Genomic DNA, 16,280 nt, shown 5'->3' with positions numbered 1-16,280 from the left:
CAATCACACAGATGTGGCTTTGACTAAATACCTCGAGCGCACGCTGGCCGTAGAGCCTTGCGGTGCCTCCAAAACGTTGCCAATAGGCATCTGATAACTGGCGTGTCATACCCGTCTCTTTGTTCATCAAACCGAGGGGCGTTATACCGACTTGCTCGATAATTGTCTAGCGGGATTCCGTGCAAAGCGGTCACTAAGCCACTGCACCACTTGGCTAATACCTGACGCTCGCTGCTTGTAGCTTGCACTGTAGAGGTAGTAACCGTAGCCACTATCAATGCCCAGCCCCAAAGGGTTAACCACTTTTCCTTGCCGTAAACTAGTTGTCGCCATAAAGGTAGGAATTAATGCCATCCCCATGCCTTGCTGCACCCCCTCCAATGCCATAAAAAAGTGCTCAAACCCCGCGCCATACTGCGGGTTGCTATCCGTTAAGCCAAATTGCTGCCAAAAATGCTCCCACAGTGTCGGCCTAGTCAGATGAGAAAGCACCGGCACCGTGGCAAGTAGCGCGGCACGTTCAATGGGCTCAGGGACAATCGCGGCTGCGGCTAATAAAGCTAGGTGTTCATTAGCCAGGCAGATTGACTGAGAGCCTGCTTGTTGACGCGGCTGGCAACGAATGAGGATATCAACCTCTTTTTCTTTCCCTTGCGGGATAGAATCACTGGCACTGACCGTCACCGATACCGACGGATAACGCGCCTTAAAGTCTTGCAGTTGCGGAATCAACCACAGACTGGCAAAAGATGGCGGCACCAGCAAGCTGACCGACTCTTGCTGGACACTCTGTTGACGCGCGTAAGCCGTGGCATTGGCGATTTCATGGATCCCTGAGGAGACCGATTGAAGATACGTCTCTCCAATCGCATTCAGCCGCACCCCATACGCGGTCCGCGCAAACAAAGGTTGTCCAATCCACTGCTCTAACTGTTGGATTTGTTTACTGATGGTACTTTGGCTGACATGCAATACCTTGGCCGCTTCCGAAAAGCTGCCTTGCTGGGCGACCACGACAAACGCTTGTAAAGCTCGCATCGATGGCAAACGCGCTTCCATTCCCATTCCTTTTCTTCATACCTGGTGAAAATATATCCTTTGTCGCGCAAAATACAATCGGTTCATACTCATGGGCAAACGTCACTATGAGGCCATCGTATGAGCCACGTATTCCATCGCCACTGTCATCAAGCTCTTCCCACTATCGCCAGTGGTCAAGGGGTTTATCTAACGGATATCCAGGGTAAGCGGTATCTGGATGCGTGCGGAGGTGCAGCCGTCTCTTGTCTCGGACATAACCACCCAGCCGTGTTAGAGGCTATCCACCGTCAGCTTGATTCGATTCCCTATGCGCATACTGGCTTTTTTACCTCAGAAAGCAGTGAAGCGCTCGCCAAGATATTGGCCGACCTCGCGCCTCCCTTGATTAATCGTGCTTACTTGGTCAGTGGTGGCTCAGAGGCGATGGAAACCGCATTAAAACTGGCACGCCAGTATTGGGTGGAAGTTGGTCAGCCGCAGCGCCAACACTTTATTGCTCGACGCCAAAGCTACCACGGCAACACGCTTGGCGCGCTGTCCGTGGGAGGTAACGCATGGCGTCGTGCGCCCTTTGCGCCTTTGTTAATGGACACCAGTCTGATTGCTCCCTGTTACGCCTATCGCGATCAAGGTCCCGATGAGAGCGCTTACCAATATGGTCAGCGAGTGGCCAACGAGCTTGAAACCATGCTGTTAGAAAAAGGACCCGAAACCGTGATTGGCTTTATCGCTGAGCCCGTCGTCGGTGCCACTGCGGGCGCATTGACCGCCGAAACAGGCTACTTTACACGGATTCGAGAGATCTGCGACCAATACAACATTTTGCTGATCCTCGATGAAGTGATGTGCGGCACAGGACGCACCGGGCGCTTTTTCGCCTTTGAGCACGAACATATCGTTCCAGATATAGTCGCTATCGCGAAAGGGCTTGCTGCTGGTTATCAGCCTATTGGCGCGACGCTTGTGGCTGACCCTGTCTACAACGCAATCGCTAACGGCTCGGGCTTTTTCCAACATGGCCACACCTTTATGGCACATCCGACTGCCTGTGCCGCTGCCTTAGCAACACTCACCACACTTGAGCAAGAAGGACTAGTTGACGCGGCGGAAAAACAAGGCAAGGCGCTTAAAACGGCGCTACATCATCAATTTGATTCATCCCCTTTTGTCGGCGACATCCGAGGTCGTGGTCTATTTTTGGCACTCGAGTTGGTCGCGGATAAAGCGTCAAAGCAGCCTTTTTCGTCCACATTGCCGCTAGCGAAACAAATCAAACAAACCGCGCTGGAAAACGGCCTGATGTGCTATCCCATGGGCGGTACCATCGATGGCAAACAAGGTCACCATATTTTATTGGCGCCTCCCTACATCATTAAACCGCCACATATTGATGAGATAGCCGACAAACTACGGATAACCTTAGACACCTGTCTGCCACACTAAGCAGTCAGTCTTGCGCTCAAACTAGGCTTAAGGAAAAAAGATGACCGACACACGCACCATCATGGTTGCTCCCAACGGCGCGCGGCTGCAGCCTTCGCAGCATAGCGCCGTCCCGATTGATGCACTATCACTGATTGACTGCCTGCACGCATGCGCTGACGCCGGTGCCGCCATGGCGCACATTCATGCACGCGATGAGTCTGGCGCGCATAGTTTGGACCCCACTCTCAACCGTCGGCTTTACCAGCAAGTCCAAGATGCGGTCGGTGATCGCATGGTCATCCAACTCACCACCGAAGCCGTGGGTCGCTATCGCCCGTCAGAGCAAATCGGATTAGTGAAGGCCGTTAAGCCTGAGGCCGTGTCCATTGCGCTAAGAGAACTCGTGCCTGACCGTTCCGAAACGACCGAAGCCAGAACATTTTTTGCGTGGTTACATCACCATGCTGTTTACACACAGTTTATTCTCTATCACCCTCAAGATGTGGCGCGCTACCATCAGCTACGTCACGCCGGCGTGATCCCTCCTACAGGGCACCATTTACTCTTGGTTGCGGGTCGGGATCAAAATCCCCCATTTGGCCACCCAGAAGACATCATCGCCATGTGGCAAGCGCTACTCGACCATAACAACCTGCCCTGGTCAGCCTGTGCATTTGGCCACCATGAAATACGCTGTCTGACGACCGCTGCACTGCTAGGAGGAGACATACGAATCGGCTTTGAAAACAACACCCAACGCGTTGACCAACGTCAGGCCATAGATAACGCATCTCAGATCACAGATTTACGCAACACACTGGAAAAGCTGGGATATTGTACTAAACCTGTACAAGCACTAAGGCAAACCATGACCCAATCGTTTTRACCCAATACAATTGCTTGCAAATATTGTTAAAAGATTGAAAAAATAGCGTGGTGACACTTTTTTGTCATATTGTTATTGAGTGTCATACCAACTTCGAGGGTGCGCCCGGATAGCAACCTCTAACTTAAAAAGGAATCTTAAGCATGAAAGCGATGAAACCTACTCTGATTGCGCTCGGCTTTTCTGCCGCACTAGGAACCGCGGCAAGCGCGCAAGCTAACCAGTTTGTGACTATTGGTACTGGCGGTGTCACGGGTGTTTATTACCCAACAGGTGGTGCAATTTGCCGTCTGGTCAATAAAAGCAAAGATGACCATGGCATTCGCTGCTCGGTAGAAAGTACAGGCGGCTCAATCTACAACATCAACACCATTCGTGCTGGCGAGCTAGATATGGGTATCGCCCAATCTGACTGGCAATACCATGCTTACAAAGGCACTAGCAAATTTGAAGATCAGGGCGAATTTAAAGAACTTCGCGCCGTTTTCTCTATTCATCCAGAACCGTTTACCGTGGTAGCACGTGCCGATGCGGGCGTAAAAACCTTCGATGATCTGGAAGGCAAGCGCGTTAACATTGGTAACCCTGGCTCGGGCCAACGTGGCACCATCGAAGTATTGATGGATCAAAWGGGTTGGGATATGGACAAGTTCGGCCAAATTTCTGAACTAAAAGCGGCCGAGCAATCCAAAGCCCTGTGTGATAACAAAATTGATGCCATGGTTTACACCGTGGGTCACCCAAGTGGTGCGATTCAAGAAGCGACCACCGCCTGTGATAGCGTATTGGTTGRAGTTGCGAATGATGCGGCTAAACAGCTGATTGAAGATCGTGACTATTATCGTCAAGCCATTATTCCTGGCGGTATGTACCGTGGCAACGACAACGACGTCACCACCTTTGGTGTGGGTGCGACCTTCGTCTCTTCCACACAAGTTCCTGAGGATGTGATCTATAACGTGGTGAAAGCGGTGTTTGAGAACTTTGACGACTTCCGCCGTCTCCATCCTGCATTCGCTAACCTGAAGAAAGAAGAAATGGTAAAAGATGGTCTGTCTGCTCCCCTGCACCCAGGCGCAGCACGCTACTATCGTGAAGCGGGTTTGATTGAGTAATCATACTTCGTTGGCTTAAATGCAAAAGCGAGCGTCAAACGCTCGCTTTTTTATTGCTTCAAGGATGAGTCTTAATCTTAGCCGTTAGGGCTGATTCACCATTTGTGGCGCTAACGGTTCCAGTTTCCAAACCCGACCAAAGTGTTTGTAATGACCGGCTTGCTCGCCTGCTTTATTACCCATGCCATGGTATAAATCCAGGTGATTTTCTTTCACTGCCCCACCGGTATCCAACGCCATTAAAAGCTTGAGCACATGCTCTCCCGTCCAGTTGCCTTGCTCATCCAACTGAGGCACTTCAGCCAGTAACACACTGCCCATGGGTAAGTAACGTCGATCGGCCGCCACAGACGCCCCGGCTTTCAACGGAATCCCCGCCGTCCCACTGACAGGATCCGCCGCTTTGGGCGTAAAGAACACATACGACGGGTTGTGTTCCAGTAAGGTCCGAACCTCTTCTTCATCGTGCGCCGCGACCCAATCTTGAATCGCCCGTAACGACATATCCTCTCTGGCTACCTCACCATTTTCAATTAATACCTTACCAATACTGACGTACGGATGACCGTTTTTACCGCCGTAGGCAAAATACTCGAGCTGATCATTGTCACCAAAATGGACAAAACCACTGCCCTGCACTTCCATAATAAAGTTATCAATGCGAGACGCGCTGTAACCCAACGCCAGCCCTAACCCTTCTAAAGCACCGTCATAAATCGCTTGACGATCAGGGCAGTCGTCATCACAAGGGGGTTTGGCGTAGACAGGATAGCGGAACAAAGCATCCGGCTGGTGGCGCATTTCTATCACCGGAGAGAAATACCCGGTAAACATCACGTTCCCAAAGTCATCTCCCCCTGCCATTTGGTTCACTTCCAAGCCATAATCCGCAAGCGCCTCGATCTTGCCTCCCGCGTCTAACCAGGCTTGCAAACGCTGATAAACGGCTTGATGCTCCGCCACTAACGACGGAGAGTTGGCGGTCACCGCCGCTAACTGGTCATTGAATAAACTAAAGTCTCGCGGGCTTTCAGAAGCCACTTGTGGTACTGGCGTGAGTATCGATTCAAATCGCCCATCAATATATTGTTGACCCCGGTCGGTAGGACGCACACATCCTGCCAATGTCGCCACACACGCCATCACGACTAACGCTTTTTTCACACCATATTCCAATCAGTGAGTTAATAGCGCTAAGGCTCGCAAAAAGCGCCCCGCTTGGCAATCAGTTCTCGAGGTTAAGTTTGTAACTGCCTGCAAATCAATACACATTAAATGTGATCAAATCTCGCTTACCTGCCTGAAGCAGGCGACATTCATCAAAGTGTCATATAATTATTATGTACTGACCTTGCAACAAAACTGCATAGAAAGTGCAACATAAAGGAGTAAAGCAGYGATGGATTTAAAAGTTGGGCGTTCAACGCTACTTGATAGTGATGCAGTGGAATACCAATGGATTCGTATGATGGCCACCGAAGGCTGTACACGCCAGGTGATTAATACCAGTATTCAACGTTGTCTGGGGGGTGATGCTGAAACCGCCGATCTCTTGCGGAAAGTGGCAACAAAACAGTGCTCGGTCAACGAGCTGCTCACCACCTTGGAGTCACAGCACTTCTAACCCGGCCGCGTAGCGGCTAACACGTCCCTCATGAGCGATTATCTTTGGCAAAAAAGGATGTGTAATGAGCAGGTTCAATACGCTCGAGCGTCTTTGCGTCTTCAACCCGATATAGGTAGGTTTCGGTTCCTATCGTATATTTGAGCTGATCGCCATCAAACTGATACTCAGTGGTGGCGCGGCTCCCATTGGTGTAAATACCATCAGAGCGTATTTCAAACTGGTCGGCGGCATAAGGTGCCACATCTTGTTCTACCCATTCGCCATACAAATCGGCTTGCGTCACGTCAGGCGCAAAAATGGCCGGCTGAGTCGCCACTAAAAACCCCGTCCCACCAAATAAGATCAAAAGAACTAATAGAACCACTTGTTTCGTTTTTCGCACACGCTTCCCTCTAAGTGCYTTTTATTCCAGCATAACTGACTCATTACTTTATTTTAGACGCTGAACGCTAGATTGTGATCTTGCTTCATCTACCGACATTGCGACTGGCAGTGTTGAGACTGCGCGCGAAACCTTATCGCTTCACGTGCGCCTTGACACCAGACAGGACTTGACACTCAGACCTGAAAAAGAATAAAAAGGCATATATAGTGAATAATTAAACAGGTGTCCGCGTGAAAATAAGAAGTACCGCACTGGTTAAAGGATTTCGTCAATCGGCGCCGTATGTCAACGCTCACCGAGATAAAACCGCGGTGATCATGCTGGGTGGCGAGGCGATGGCGGATGAGAACTTTCAGAATATCGTCAATGATATCGCCCTACTCAATAGCCTAGGCATGAAGCTGGTGTTGGTGTTTGGTGCCCGTCCACAGATTAATTGCGCCTTAAATCAGTACGGACTGGAAACGCCTTATCACAAAGGTATTCGCATCACCGATAACCACGCGCTTGAAGTGGTCAAACAAGCGGCCGGCCAAGTGCAACTCGACATCACGGCACGCTTATCCATGGGGCTGAATAACACGCCCATGGCCGGCGCTCAGATCAATGTGATCAGTGGCAATTTTGTTATCGCGCAACCGTTGGGCGTCGATGAAGGAATTGATTATTGTCACAGTGGCAAAATTCGCCGCATCGATATTGACGGTATTCAGCGCCAGCTCGATCAAAACGCAATCGTGCTGATGGGGCCAGTGGCCAGCTCAGTCACAGGGGAATGCTTTAATCTCACCTCCGAAGAAGTGGCGACTCAGGTTGCGATTCGGTTACGCGCAGACAAGTTGATTGGCTTTTGCTCCGAGCAAGGGGTTTTAAACCAAGACAGTGAGGTGATTTCTGAGTTACTGCCTACCCAAGCCCAACCGCTTTTAGAGGCGAGAGAAGCTGCTGGCGATACTGGCTCTGGCACCAGTCGCTTTTTACGGGGCGCGATTGCTGCGTGTCGCGCGGGAGTCACTCGCAGTCATTTGATTAGCTATAAAAAAGATGGCGCTTTGATTCAAGAGCTGTTCTCGATTGAAGGGATCGGCACCCAGATCGTGATGGAGCGTGCCGAAAAAGTGCGCCAAGCCCAGATTGACGATATCGGTGGGATCTTGGATTTGATCCGCCCTTTGGAGCAACAAGGGATCCTAGTACGCCGCTCGCGGGAACAGCTGGAGCAAGAAATCCCACGCTTTACCATCATCGAGCGAGATGGATTGGTGATAGGCTGCGCCGCCCTCTACCCGTTTAGTGACGCGCGCACCGGCGAGATGGCATGTGTCGCCATTCATCCGGATTATCGTGATGGCGACCGCGGTGTCATGCTGCTCAATCACCTCAAACAACGCGCCAAAGCCAAAGGGCTCGAAACCATTTTTGTGCTCACCACTCACAGTTTGCATTGGTTTTTGGAACAAGGCTTTTTGCTCTCCGATGTGTCAGCACTCCCCAACACTCGCCAAGAGCTGTACAACTATCAGCGCCGCTCTAAGGTGCTGACCTTAGCGCTTTAGCGGATTTCGTCACACTCAAGGCGCTATTAAAGCATCCGGCAAACCACTATACCTGGCGGTGCGTGCGCCTACACCGTGGCGCAGCACCGGCCAAGACGCGTAGAGATCAAGCTGGCGCTTCGCCCGCGTGATGCCGGTGTAAATCAGCTCGCGGGTGATCACTGGTGAAATGGTGGGCGGACATACCAGGACTGTGTGCGCAAACTCCGAGCCCTGTGATTTATGCACCGTCATCGCAAACGCGGTTTGATGGGCGGGCAGACGGCTGGCAAGCAAATAGCGCACCTCGCCATCGTGGGTTTCAAACGCCACCCGGGTGATCCCCGCGTGTTGTACCGCAATCCCAATGTCACCGTTATACAGCCCCAGGGCATGATCGTTTTGCATAATCATGATCGGCCGGCCGTGATACCAAGTATCACGCTCTTTAGCGATCAGCCCCGCCGACGCCAAGTGCTGCTCAATGGCTTGGTTGAGGCCAGCGACACCAAATGGGCCTTCGGTCAATGCACACAACAAACGAAATTGGCTAAAGGCACTCAGCACGTCCGCCATGGATGGCGGGTTTTCGAGCGTCGCATTATCGAGTGTTGTTAAGTAATCGCGATATCCTGTCACCGCTTGTTGCATCAGGGTCTGATAACTGTCATCACTCAGCACATGGTGGGCAATATCACTATAGTCGCGTTTTAACACCGCCCCCACCTCAGCCATTTCTCCTCGGTTCACCGCAAAGGCGAGCTGGCCAATGCCGGATTGGGCATCAAAGCGATAGCTTTTGCGCAGCAGACACAAGGCACTGGCAATCGCTGGCGCGTGCGGGTTTTCGGGTACGTCAAAGCCTGTCAGTTGGCTTAAACGCGCTGCTTGCGCCGCTGGATAGCCCGCCTCGGCGTACTGACAAATATCGCCTAGCACCGCCCCCGCTTCCACAGAGGCAAGCTGATCTTTATCCCCCAGCAAAATAATGCGTGTTGAGGGCGCCAAGGCATCGAACAGCTGTGCCATCAAAGGCAAGTCCACCATCGAGGCTTCATCGACAATCAACACATCCGCATGCACGGGATTATTTTTATGATGGCGAAACGCCACTCGCTGCGGAATCGCCCCTAATAATCGGTGAATGGTACTGGCTTGGGTTGGCAGCGCCGCTTTCACGTCATGAGCAACAGGCAAGGCGGCAATCGCCCGCCCCAATGATTCAGTCAATCGGTTGGCCGCTTTGCCGGTCGGGGCGACCAGCTTGATGGTGAGCGCAGCAGACGTTGTACGCTCGGCGTGGTGCGACGCCACCAGCGCCGCCAACAAACGGGCGACGGTGGTGGTTTTCCCCGTACCCGGCCCACCCGAAATCACCGCAAAAGGCTGGGTCAACGCGGTGGCTGCCGCCACTTTTTGCCAGTCTATCTCCGCCTGTGAGACGGCAAATAAGTTATCTAGGGTTTGTCTGGCCTCATCCGGTACCGGCAGCGCCGTCAGACGCTGGCGAATATGCCCTGCCACTTGCTGCTCGGCATGCCAGTAGCGATGCAAATACAATCGGTGTCCGGCAAGCACCAAGGGCGTTGCCTGCGTCCCGTCAGACACCACCGACGCCTGTGCCAATTGCTCGCTTGCCGCTTGGCTATCAATGTGCGCCAATAAAGGCTGCCAAGCGACATCACCGGGTGGCTGCCACTGGTGCAAATCAAGGCAGACATGGCCTTTGCCCACTTCGCGACTCAGCAGCGCCGCCCATACGGTGATAGTAGCCTTATCTAATTGGGTGTCTTCTTCGCCCATCAAACAAGCAAATTGCACATCAATCGCTCGTAATTCCCCGCGCTGGTAGAGTGCCATTAATGCTTGTTTCATACCGACTCTCCAGCAAAGAGGTTGTCTAAGGCGTCAATCAGCGCCTTATCGGGACGGTGCGCGAACACACCGGTCTCGCCGCTATCACTGGCGCCCCGTAAAAAGAAATAAAACACGCCCCCCACATGGGTGTCGTAATCATAATCTGGGATCCGCTGGCGCAAAAAGCGGTGCAGCGCCAAGGTATAGATCTGGTACTGAAAGTCGTATCGGTGCGCGATCATCGCCTCTTTGAGCGCCTCAGGATGATAATCGGCCACGCTGTCCCCTAAATGGTTCGACTTCCAATCCAGCACGTAATACTTGCCATCGGCGCGGAAGGTTAAATCGATAAAGCCTTTTAGCATCCCGCGCGCCGTGTCAAAGGTGAGCTGGCCAGCGCGGGCAGACAGTGCATCATATCGTGCGGCGAGTCGATTCAATCGCTGGCAGTCGAGTGCAGCCAAAGGCATCACGAACTCCATCTCCGTTAATCGACTGGCATTGTCAATGTGGTTCAGCCTCAGCCCTTGCTCATTGAGCGGGTGTTTCAATACCTGTGTCATCCACTGCTGCAATATCGGGCACCACTGCGGGTCATAGTTCTCCAAGCTAAGGTGATGGGTAATAAGCTCAGCGACCTCTTCACGCATCAAATCCGCGGTAAAGTCCACCTCTTCAAATAAGGTGTGTAAAAAGGTACCGGCTCGCGCGCCTTTGGGAAACGCAAAAACCGACCAAGGATCCACCGCCACATCCGGCGTCTCCTCATCGGCGAGATCATCGTCCGCGTCCAAGTCGTAACTGGCTAATGTAGGCAAGGCGCTGACATGATGGCTTTGTTTTACCAGCCCTGAGTAACTGGTTAAGCGCCACTGACGGTCAATCTTGCCGTCAAACTGACGTGCGCTTAGCGCCTCGTGCGCCCCCGTTTGAGGGGTATAACGGCTATCGTCCGGCTCCGGTGGCGCAACCACAACCACCGCATCACTCGCGCTCGCCAACCCAGCCAAACTCTCGGCCAGCAGGCTAGCATCACCGGCTTCTCCATGCTGGAGCAAATAACCAAGGGCCGTTAAGTGCAAGGCCGAGTCTTTTTGCCGGCTGTTACCTTGTTTAAGAGGTGTACAGCCGATAAAACATCCATACACGGCGCGCGTCACCGCCACGTACAGCAAGCGGATATCTTCAGCCAGCCGCTCTTTTTCAGCGCGTTCTTTGCCTTCATCGACATTATCCAGCGCCAGCACCGGCTGATACTGTTCATCATGATAAAACGGTTGGCTGCTTTCGCGATACTGACAAGCGAACGGCAAGTAAACCAGATCGTATTCCAAGCCTTTCGATTTATGGATGGTGACGATTTGCACCAAATCACGTTCCGACTCCAAGCGCACCTGCTGCTCTTCCGATTGTTGAGCCGGCTCGGCCATCCGCTCTTGTAGCCAGCGGATCAGCGCGTGTGGGTTATCCAATTGCTGGCTGGCACTTTGCAGCAACTCCGCAATATGCAAAAAGTCGGTCACACAGCGCTCGCCTTGCGGCATCGCCAACCAGTTTTCTGCCACTTGGCGGGCAGTGGCGACTTGGCGAAGCATCGGCATCACCCCACGGCGCTGCCAGGTATCACGGTAATGGCTAAAGGCCACCACCTCTTGCTCCCACAAGGCTTCGTCTTGATTGAGTAACGCCAGCTGCTCAGCGGTCAGGCCAAATAAAGGGCTGGCTAGTGCCGACCGCAACTTACGCTCATTTTCAGGCTGCATGACCGCCACTAAGATGCGCTCAATATCGCTGGCGACGGGGCTGGCGAACACATTATCACGGTTAGAAAGATACACAGACGCCACGCCTTTTTCGGCCAGCGCTTGCTTGACCAGCTGTGCCTCGCGTCCGGTGCGCACCAACACAGCAATATTGTGCGGCTGAATGTCGGCTTGGCCGGAAGGCGTTTGTAGATAACTATTGCCCGCCACCGATTGGTTGAGCACTTGCGTGATATGCTGTGCGGTACTCACCGCCAAGGTCTGTTCAAAATCTTGCTTGCCACACAATTCATCCGGGCTGTGATGCCAAAAGGTGAGCGCGGGCTGCTCGTTTCCCTCCACCACCAGCGCTTTTTGTTTGGCGCTAGGCGACGAGGCCACCTCTAAAAAGGGAATACTGTCTTGATAAACAAACGGCGCCTTCGCACGTGAGAACAAGGCATTGACCCCACGCACCATGCCATCTGTCGAGCGCCAGTTGGTGGCAAGGTTATAGTGATCACTCACCTGTGCACGGGCATGAATATAGGTGAAGATATCGGCGCCACGAAAGGCATAAATCGCCTGCTTAGGATCGCYAATCATCATTAAACCGGTGCGCTCACCCTCTTCCTCTGTGTCTGCGTCTACGAATACAGGGGCATCGTCCGCCACTGGCGGCTGATAGACAGTGCTAAAAATCTGATATTGCAGCGGGTCGGTATCTTGGAATTCATCAATCATTGCCACCGGATATAAGCTGCGAATACGTGCCGCCAACTGACCTTGGCTATCTTGGTCAAGTGCGCTGGCAAGTTGAGAAAGGAGATCGTCAAACGAGAGCCACCCTTGGCGGCGTTTTTCTTGGCGGAGCAGCTGCCGCACTTCTTTAATCGCCAATGCAGTTAATCCCGGTTTTAACGTCGGCGGCTGATCAACCAATGCCTGAATTTGATCAAATAGCGCAAGACTCGGTGGCTCAGCTTTACTCTTGGCCGCTAATGTCTGTTGGGCGAATTTTTCCAATTTGTCGGGCAACTGGTAATCAAGCGTCTCGGCATTGGCCCATTGTTCCATCGCATTCAGCCAGTTCGCCAAATGATCTTTGCGATAACTGCGGCCATCGAGCTTAGCGGCGCTAAGCTGCTCGGTGATCTGCTCCCCCGCCTCGCGCCATGCGCGCTTTACCCCGTCAATTTTGGCTATCGCCGCTTGGTGTGCCGAAAATAGATCTTCGCCGAGCTCAGGCGCCTTGACCATCACTTCCGGCCCGGATAAATAGGGCGCAATCTCTTTTAATAAGGCCTCCGGCGCGGGCCAGTAGCTGCTCACCACAGCGGCTAACGATTTAGGCAGCGGATAAAAACGACGACGCCAAAAATCGGCCGCCGCACGCGCTTTAATTTGTCGCTCGTCGGTGACAAATTCATGGCTGAACAGGCTGCCCGATTCAAACGCATTTTGGGTCAGCATCCGCTGGCAAAAGCCGTGAATGGTATAGATAGCCGCTTCGTCCATCTGACGTTCGGCCTCTAACAGTCGCTGCGCCGCGGTTTTATGATCGCTAATCTCTGCCAGCAAAGGCTCAATGATAGGATCGTCACTCTCACCGCGCATAAAGGCAAAACGTGCCTCATGAATGCGACGCCGAATACGGTCTTTTAGCTCTTGGGTTGCCGCTTCGGTAAACGTCACCACCAGTATTTGCTCGACCCAACACGGCGCTGTGCGGCCATGCCCAAGCAACAATCGCAGGTACAAGCCAGCAATGGTAAACGTCTTGCCGGTGCCGGCGGAGGCTTCGATTAATCGGACGCCATCAAGTGGCAAGGTGAGCGGGTTGAGGATCTGCGGTTCCATATCATTATTTCATCGCCTAGTCTGCCCGCTATTGTAGCAACCCCTTGGGGTAAAACATATTCTAACCAAGACCAACAATCTGCGCCGGTTAACATCACGATCAAAAAAGGCCAGCATCGCTGGCCTTGGTTCGTTTATTGAGACTCGACGTTTACGACTTAAGCCACACTGGGTTGGTCCATGCCGTGCTGCCGTCTTTGTCTTCCACTTCTAGGTTGATCCAACCTTCTGCATCCGCAGGAATAGGCAGTGATAGCTCAAGACGCTGTGTGCTCTCTTCAGGGTTAATGGTGATGCTGTTTAGCACCTCACCACCTTGACCGATTAAGCGCACTTCTTTGAGACCATCAGCGGCGACGACGTTAATATCCCATTGATCACCTGCCTTGGCGGTTTCACCAAACATGATGTTTTGTGGGTACAGGATTGGCCCCTGCGTGGCATAGCCGTGACCGGCTTTTAACGCTTTGGCAAAGGCGAGCGGCGTTAGCTCACCATCAATATTGGCCATCATACGAATACGCCCAGTGAGCTGGTTCCACGCATCATGGGTGTCGGTACCCGCAGTCAGGTACATGGCTTCGCCGCTATCCCACATATCATGTGCTTTTTTCAGAGTCGGCTCGTTGTCAACGCGAGCGTTAAGCTCCATCAGATCGAAACGGTCTGTTTCACCGCCCGGCACCGCATCTTTAGCGATATTAGTGAAATAACCATAATCGTTATAAGGATGGTTCATCGGCACCACTTCTGCACCCATCTCATGTGCAGCATCAATCAGAGTATGCACGTCATCAGTACCCGGATCGACCGTCAGCGCCGCGCCATTGTCGATGGGGAACGGGTTCATATGACCCCAAGAGGGCGAAATCTCAATCGATGGAATGAAAGGCACACCACGTTTTGCTGATAAATCAGCAAACACTTTGTGATTAATGGTGGAGTCGTGATCACTGATGAAGGTCAGATCCAAGTCGGTTGCCAACTGAGCACGCACCACGATTTCTGGTGGGGTTACCCCTTCCAGCACATTGCCGTGGTGGTGCAAGTCTGCCCCGTACCATTGGTGGCGATTCGGGAAGGTTACCTGAGGCACTTTCACCACTTGTTGGTTGGTTTTGCCCGACTCGAGCGTCACATCCAAGGTTTGTGATTCTGCAGTAAAGCCCGCACCCGCGTTAATGCCCAGCTTGTATTCACCCGGTGCCAGTTTTAGCTCGGCATGGCCGGCTGGCAGCAAGTCAGTGAAGAAGGTGCGTTTACCCAAGAACTCAACCGGTGGCGCTTGGCCTTCGATAATGGTGACACGCGCGTCTTTGGCGACACCAGAGGCGGCCTCTTCCACGTTAAGTGCAAGCGTTGCAGGGCTTTTCAGCGATGTGAAGTCCAGTGTCTGCTCACTGTCAGCACTCACGGTAATAGATTGCGGCTGGCTATTCGCATGCCCGGTTGCCGTACCATACACTTGGTACTTACCTTCCGGCAATGCCATGTCGTACTGGCCATCTTTAGCAAGCGTCCACGCGTAAGGGTGGCCGTCTTTTTCAATCATCRCAATCGCATCGTCCGGCACGTTACCGTTGTCGGCACGAAGTTGACCGGTAATGGTGCCCGTTGCTTCGCCATGACGCTCAGCTTCCGCTTTGACAATCGGTGCCATATCGCCGTTAGGAACAACCTGCAGCTTTGAGTCAAAGGTACGGGTCTCACCGGCTTTCAGCGTATGGCCCAAATACATATCGCGGCCATTGTATTTGATGCGGTCAAAATAAGGCGCATGCAGTGCGAAGGCCCAATCACGATCATAGGCGACCATGCGATCGGCAAGGGCATGATCGGCCATCGCTTCTTCATTGCCTTCAAGGCCCGGCACCGCGAACTGATAACCCGTATCCGGCCAGATTGTGTGGCCTGATTCCAGCTCAAGATCGTCTTCGCCTTGGTTGGTCATTACGGTTTTCAGCCCAATCGAATCAGAGCCGGCTTCCAAGGTATACCAAGTGGTAATGTCGACCTTGTCGAAGTTACGGCTCACTTTGATCACCGCTTTTTCATCGCTGTCTTCAACAATATCAATCGACTTGCGATCGTTCGGCCAGGCCGACCAGCTATTAGGGATGAAATCTGCAAAAGCGACTCGGTCTAGATCAATTTTGCCATTTTTCACCGCCGCAAGATCCACCAAGGTGCCACGTGGCACACCCCACGGTGGCGCAGACTCAACCGCCAATGCGAACGCGACATGCTCGTTCTTCACCGTGATGTCTTGCGCGTGGGTTGCCTCGCCATCGGGGATCGCAGTCTTGCCTTGAGTAATACTGACGTCGGCGTGCGCTGACGCACCCAGCAACAGGCCAGAGACTAAGGTTGCCACTGCGCTTTTTGAGAATTTATGCATGAAGGCACTTCCTTTTTTTCATGGTTTGTTATGTGAATTTTCGATGACATTGTGCGTTAAGTTAATTACACGTTCAAATAAAAAACATCAAAAGAAGCCTATARAACCACATTAATAATACGTCCACTAACAAATATAAAAACAACAAACCATTGTTTTAAATGAAATTATTGTCAAAGTTAGCCATTCAAATGATCGCTTGAAAAATATTTAGACCCCAAATAGATTGACCCCTAACGAGACGCACAACGCGCAATCTTTAACCAACAAATTGGTAACAACTGTCACTCGACGCGCAGAAATATGGACGCACCTCTCGCTCACTCTCCTATAATACTCGAGGCATCACATTGAGTATAAATTCACAATAAGAGATTAAAGATGCAATCGAGTCACTCGTCATACTTTT

11 protein-coding genes are annotated in these 16,280 nt (G+C 52.3%); 5 read left to right on the top strand and 6 right to left on the bottom strand.

The window, feature by feature from the left end; genetic code table 11:
- Positions 1-141: 141 nt before the first annotated feature.
- A complete protein-coding gene (locus BZG14_RS09175) occupies positions 142-1,059 on the bottom strand; it encodes a LysR substrate-binding domain-containing protein (RefSeq protein ID WP_198532043.1) in 918 nt (305 codons plus the stop codon).
- Between the two features lie 99 nt (positions 1,060-1,158).
- On the opposite strand from BZG14_RS09175, the gene BZG14_RS09170 reads away from it, so the two are divergent.
- The 3 genes from BZG14_RS09170 to BZG14_RS09160 all read left to right on the top strand — a co-directional run bounded on the left by BZG14_RS09170 (position 1,159) and on the right by BZG14_RS09160 (position 4,467).
- A complete protein-coding gene (locus tag BZG14_RS09170; protein WP_077608589.1) occupies positions 1,159-2,484 on the top strand; it encodes an aspartate aminotransferase family protein in 1,326 nt (441 codons plus the stop codon).
- Between the two features lie 40 nt (positions 2,485-2,524).
- Positions 2,525-3,352 carry a 3-keto-5-aminohexanoate cleavage protein gene (locus tag BZG14_RS16090; RefSeq protein WP_077608588.1) on the top strand — a complete coding sequence of 276 codons (828 nt, stop codon included), beginning with the start codon at positions 2,525-2,527 and terminating at the stop codon, positions 3,350-3,352.
- 143 nt (positions 3,353-3,495) lie between these two features.
- Entirely contained in the window at positions 3,496-4,467 is a 972-nt protein-coding gene (locus BZG14_RS09160; protein ID WP_077608587.1) for a TAXI family TRAP transporter solute-binding subunit, read from the top strand.
- A gap of 84 nt (positions 4,468-4,551) precedes the next feature.
- Here the strand turns inward: BZG14_RS09160 and mltA are convergent, their stop codons facing one another.
- A complete protein-coding gene (gene mltA, locus BZG14_RS09155; protein ID WP_077608586.1) occupies positions 4,552-5,631 on the bottom strand; it encodes a murein transglycosylase A in 1,080 nt (359 codons plus the stop codon).
- Between the two features lie 235 nt (positions 5,632-5,866).
- Between mltA and BZG14_RS09150 the strand changes: the two genes are divergently transcribed.
- A complete protein-coding gene (locus tag BZG14_RS09150; protein WP_069363506.1) occupies positions 5,867-6,091 on the top strand; it encodes a hypothetical protein in 225 nt (74 codons plus the stop codon).
- A 28-nt stretch (positions 6,092-6,119) separates the two neighbouring features.
- Here the strand turns inward: BZG14_RS09150 and BZG14_RS09145 are convergent, their stop codons facing one another.
- Positions 6,120-6,476 carry a DUF2850 domain-containing protein gene (locus BZG14_RS09145; protein WP_077458407.1) on the bottom strand — a complete coding sequence of 119 codons (357 nt, stop codon included), beginning with the start codon at positions 6,474-6,476 and terminating at the stop codon, positions 6,120-6,122.
- Between the two features lie 233 nt (positions 6,477-6,709).
- On the opposite strand from BZG14_RS09145, the gene argA reads away from it, so the two are divergent.
- The gene (gene argA, locus BZG14_RS09140; RefSeq protein WP_069363504.1) at positions 6,710-8,035 is read left to right on the top strand and encodes an amino-acid N-acetyltransferase; all 1,326 of its coding nucleotides are present in this window, start codon (positions 6,710-6,712) and stop codon (positions 8,033-8,035) included.
- Between the two features lie 15 nt (positions 8,036-8,050).
- Here argA and recD read toward each other — a convergent pair whose 3' ends face one another.
- The 3 genes from recD to BZG14_RS09125 form a co-directional block, all read right to left on the bottom strand.
- Positions 8,051-9,889, bottom strand: a complete 1,839-nt coding sequence (recD, locus tag BZG14_RS09135; RefSeq protein WP_077608585.1) for an exodeoxyribonuclease V subunit alpha — start codon at positions 9,887-9,889, stop codon at positions 8,051-8,053.
- Positions 9,886-13,473, bottom strand: a complete 3,588-nt coding sequence (gene recB / locus BZG14_RS09130; RefSeq protein ID WP_077608584.1) for an exodeoxyribonuclease V subunit beta — start codon at positions 13,471-13,473, stop codon at positions 9,886-9,888. Before recB ends, recD begins: the two co-directional genes overlap by 4 nt.
- Before the next feature lie 151 nt (positions 13,474-13,624).
- Entirely contained in the window at positions 13,625-15,871 is a 2,247-nt protein-coding gene (locus BZG14_RS09125; protein WP_077608583.1) for a CehA/McbA family metallohydrolase, read from the bottom strand.
- Positions 15,872-16,280: the final 409 nt, after the last annotated feature.

This window comes from Salinivibrio sp. IB282 (assembly GCF_001995685.1).
Taxonomy (GTDB): Bacteria; Pseudomonadota; Gammaproteobacteria; order Enterobacterales; family Vibrionaceae; genus Salinivibrio; species Salinivibrio kushneri.
This window is presented reverse-complemented; position numbering and strand designations above follow the sequence as displayed.

What these genes read in the sequence shown, in the direction of transcription:
- BZG14_RS09175 (WP_198532043.1), bottom strand. Translation starts at nt 1,059, where the DNA reads ATGGAAGCGCGTTTGCCATCGATGCGAGCTTTACAAGCGTTTGTCGTG.
- BZG14_RS09170 (WP_077608589.1), top strand. Translation starts at nt 1,159, where the DNA reads ATGAGCCACGTATTCCATCGCCACTGTCATCAAGCTCTTCCCACTATC.
- BZG14_RS09150 (WP_069363506.1), top strand. Translation starts at nt 5,867, where the DNA reads ATGGATTTAAAAGTTGGGCGTTCAACGCTACTTGATAGTGATGCAGTG.
- recD (WP_077608585.1), bottom strand. Translation starts at nt 9,889, where the DNA reads ATGAAACAAGCATTAATGGCACTCTACCAGCGCGGGGAATTACGAGCG.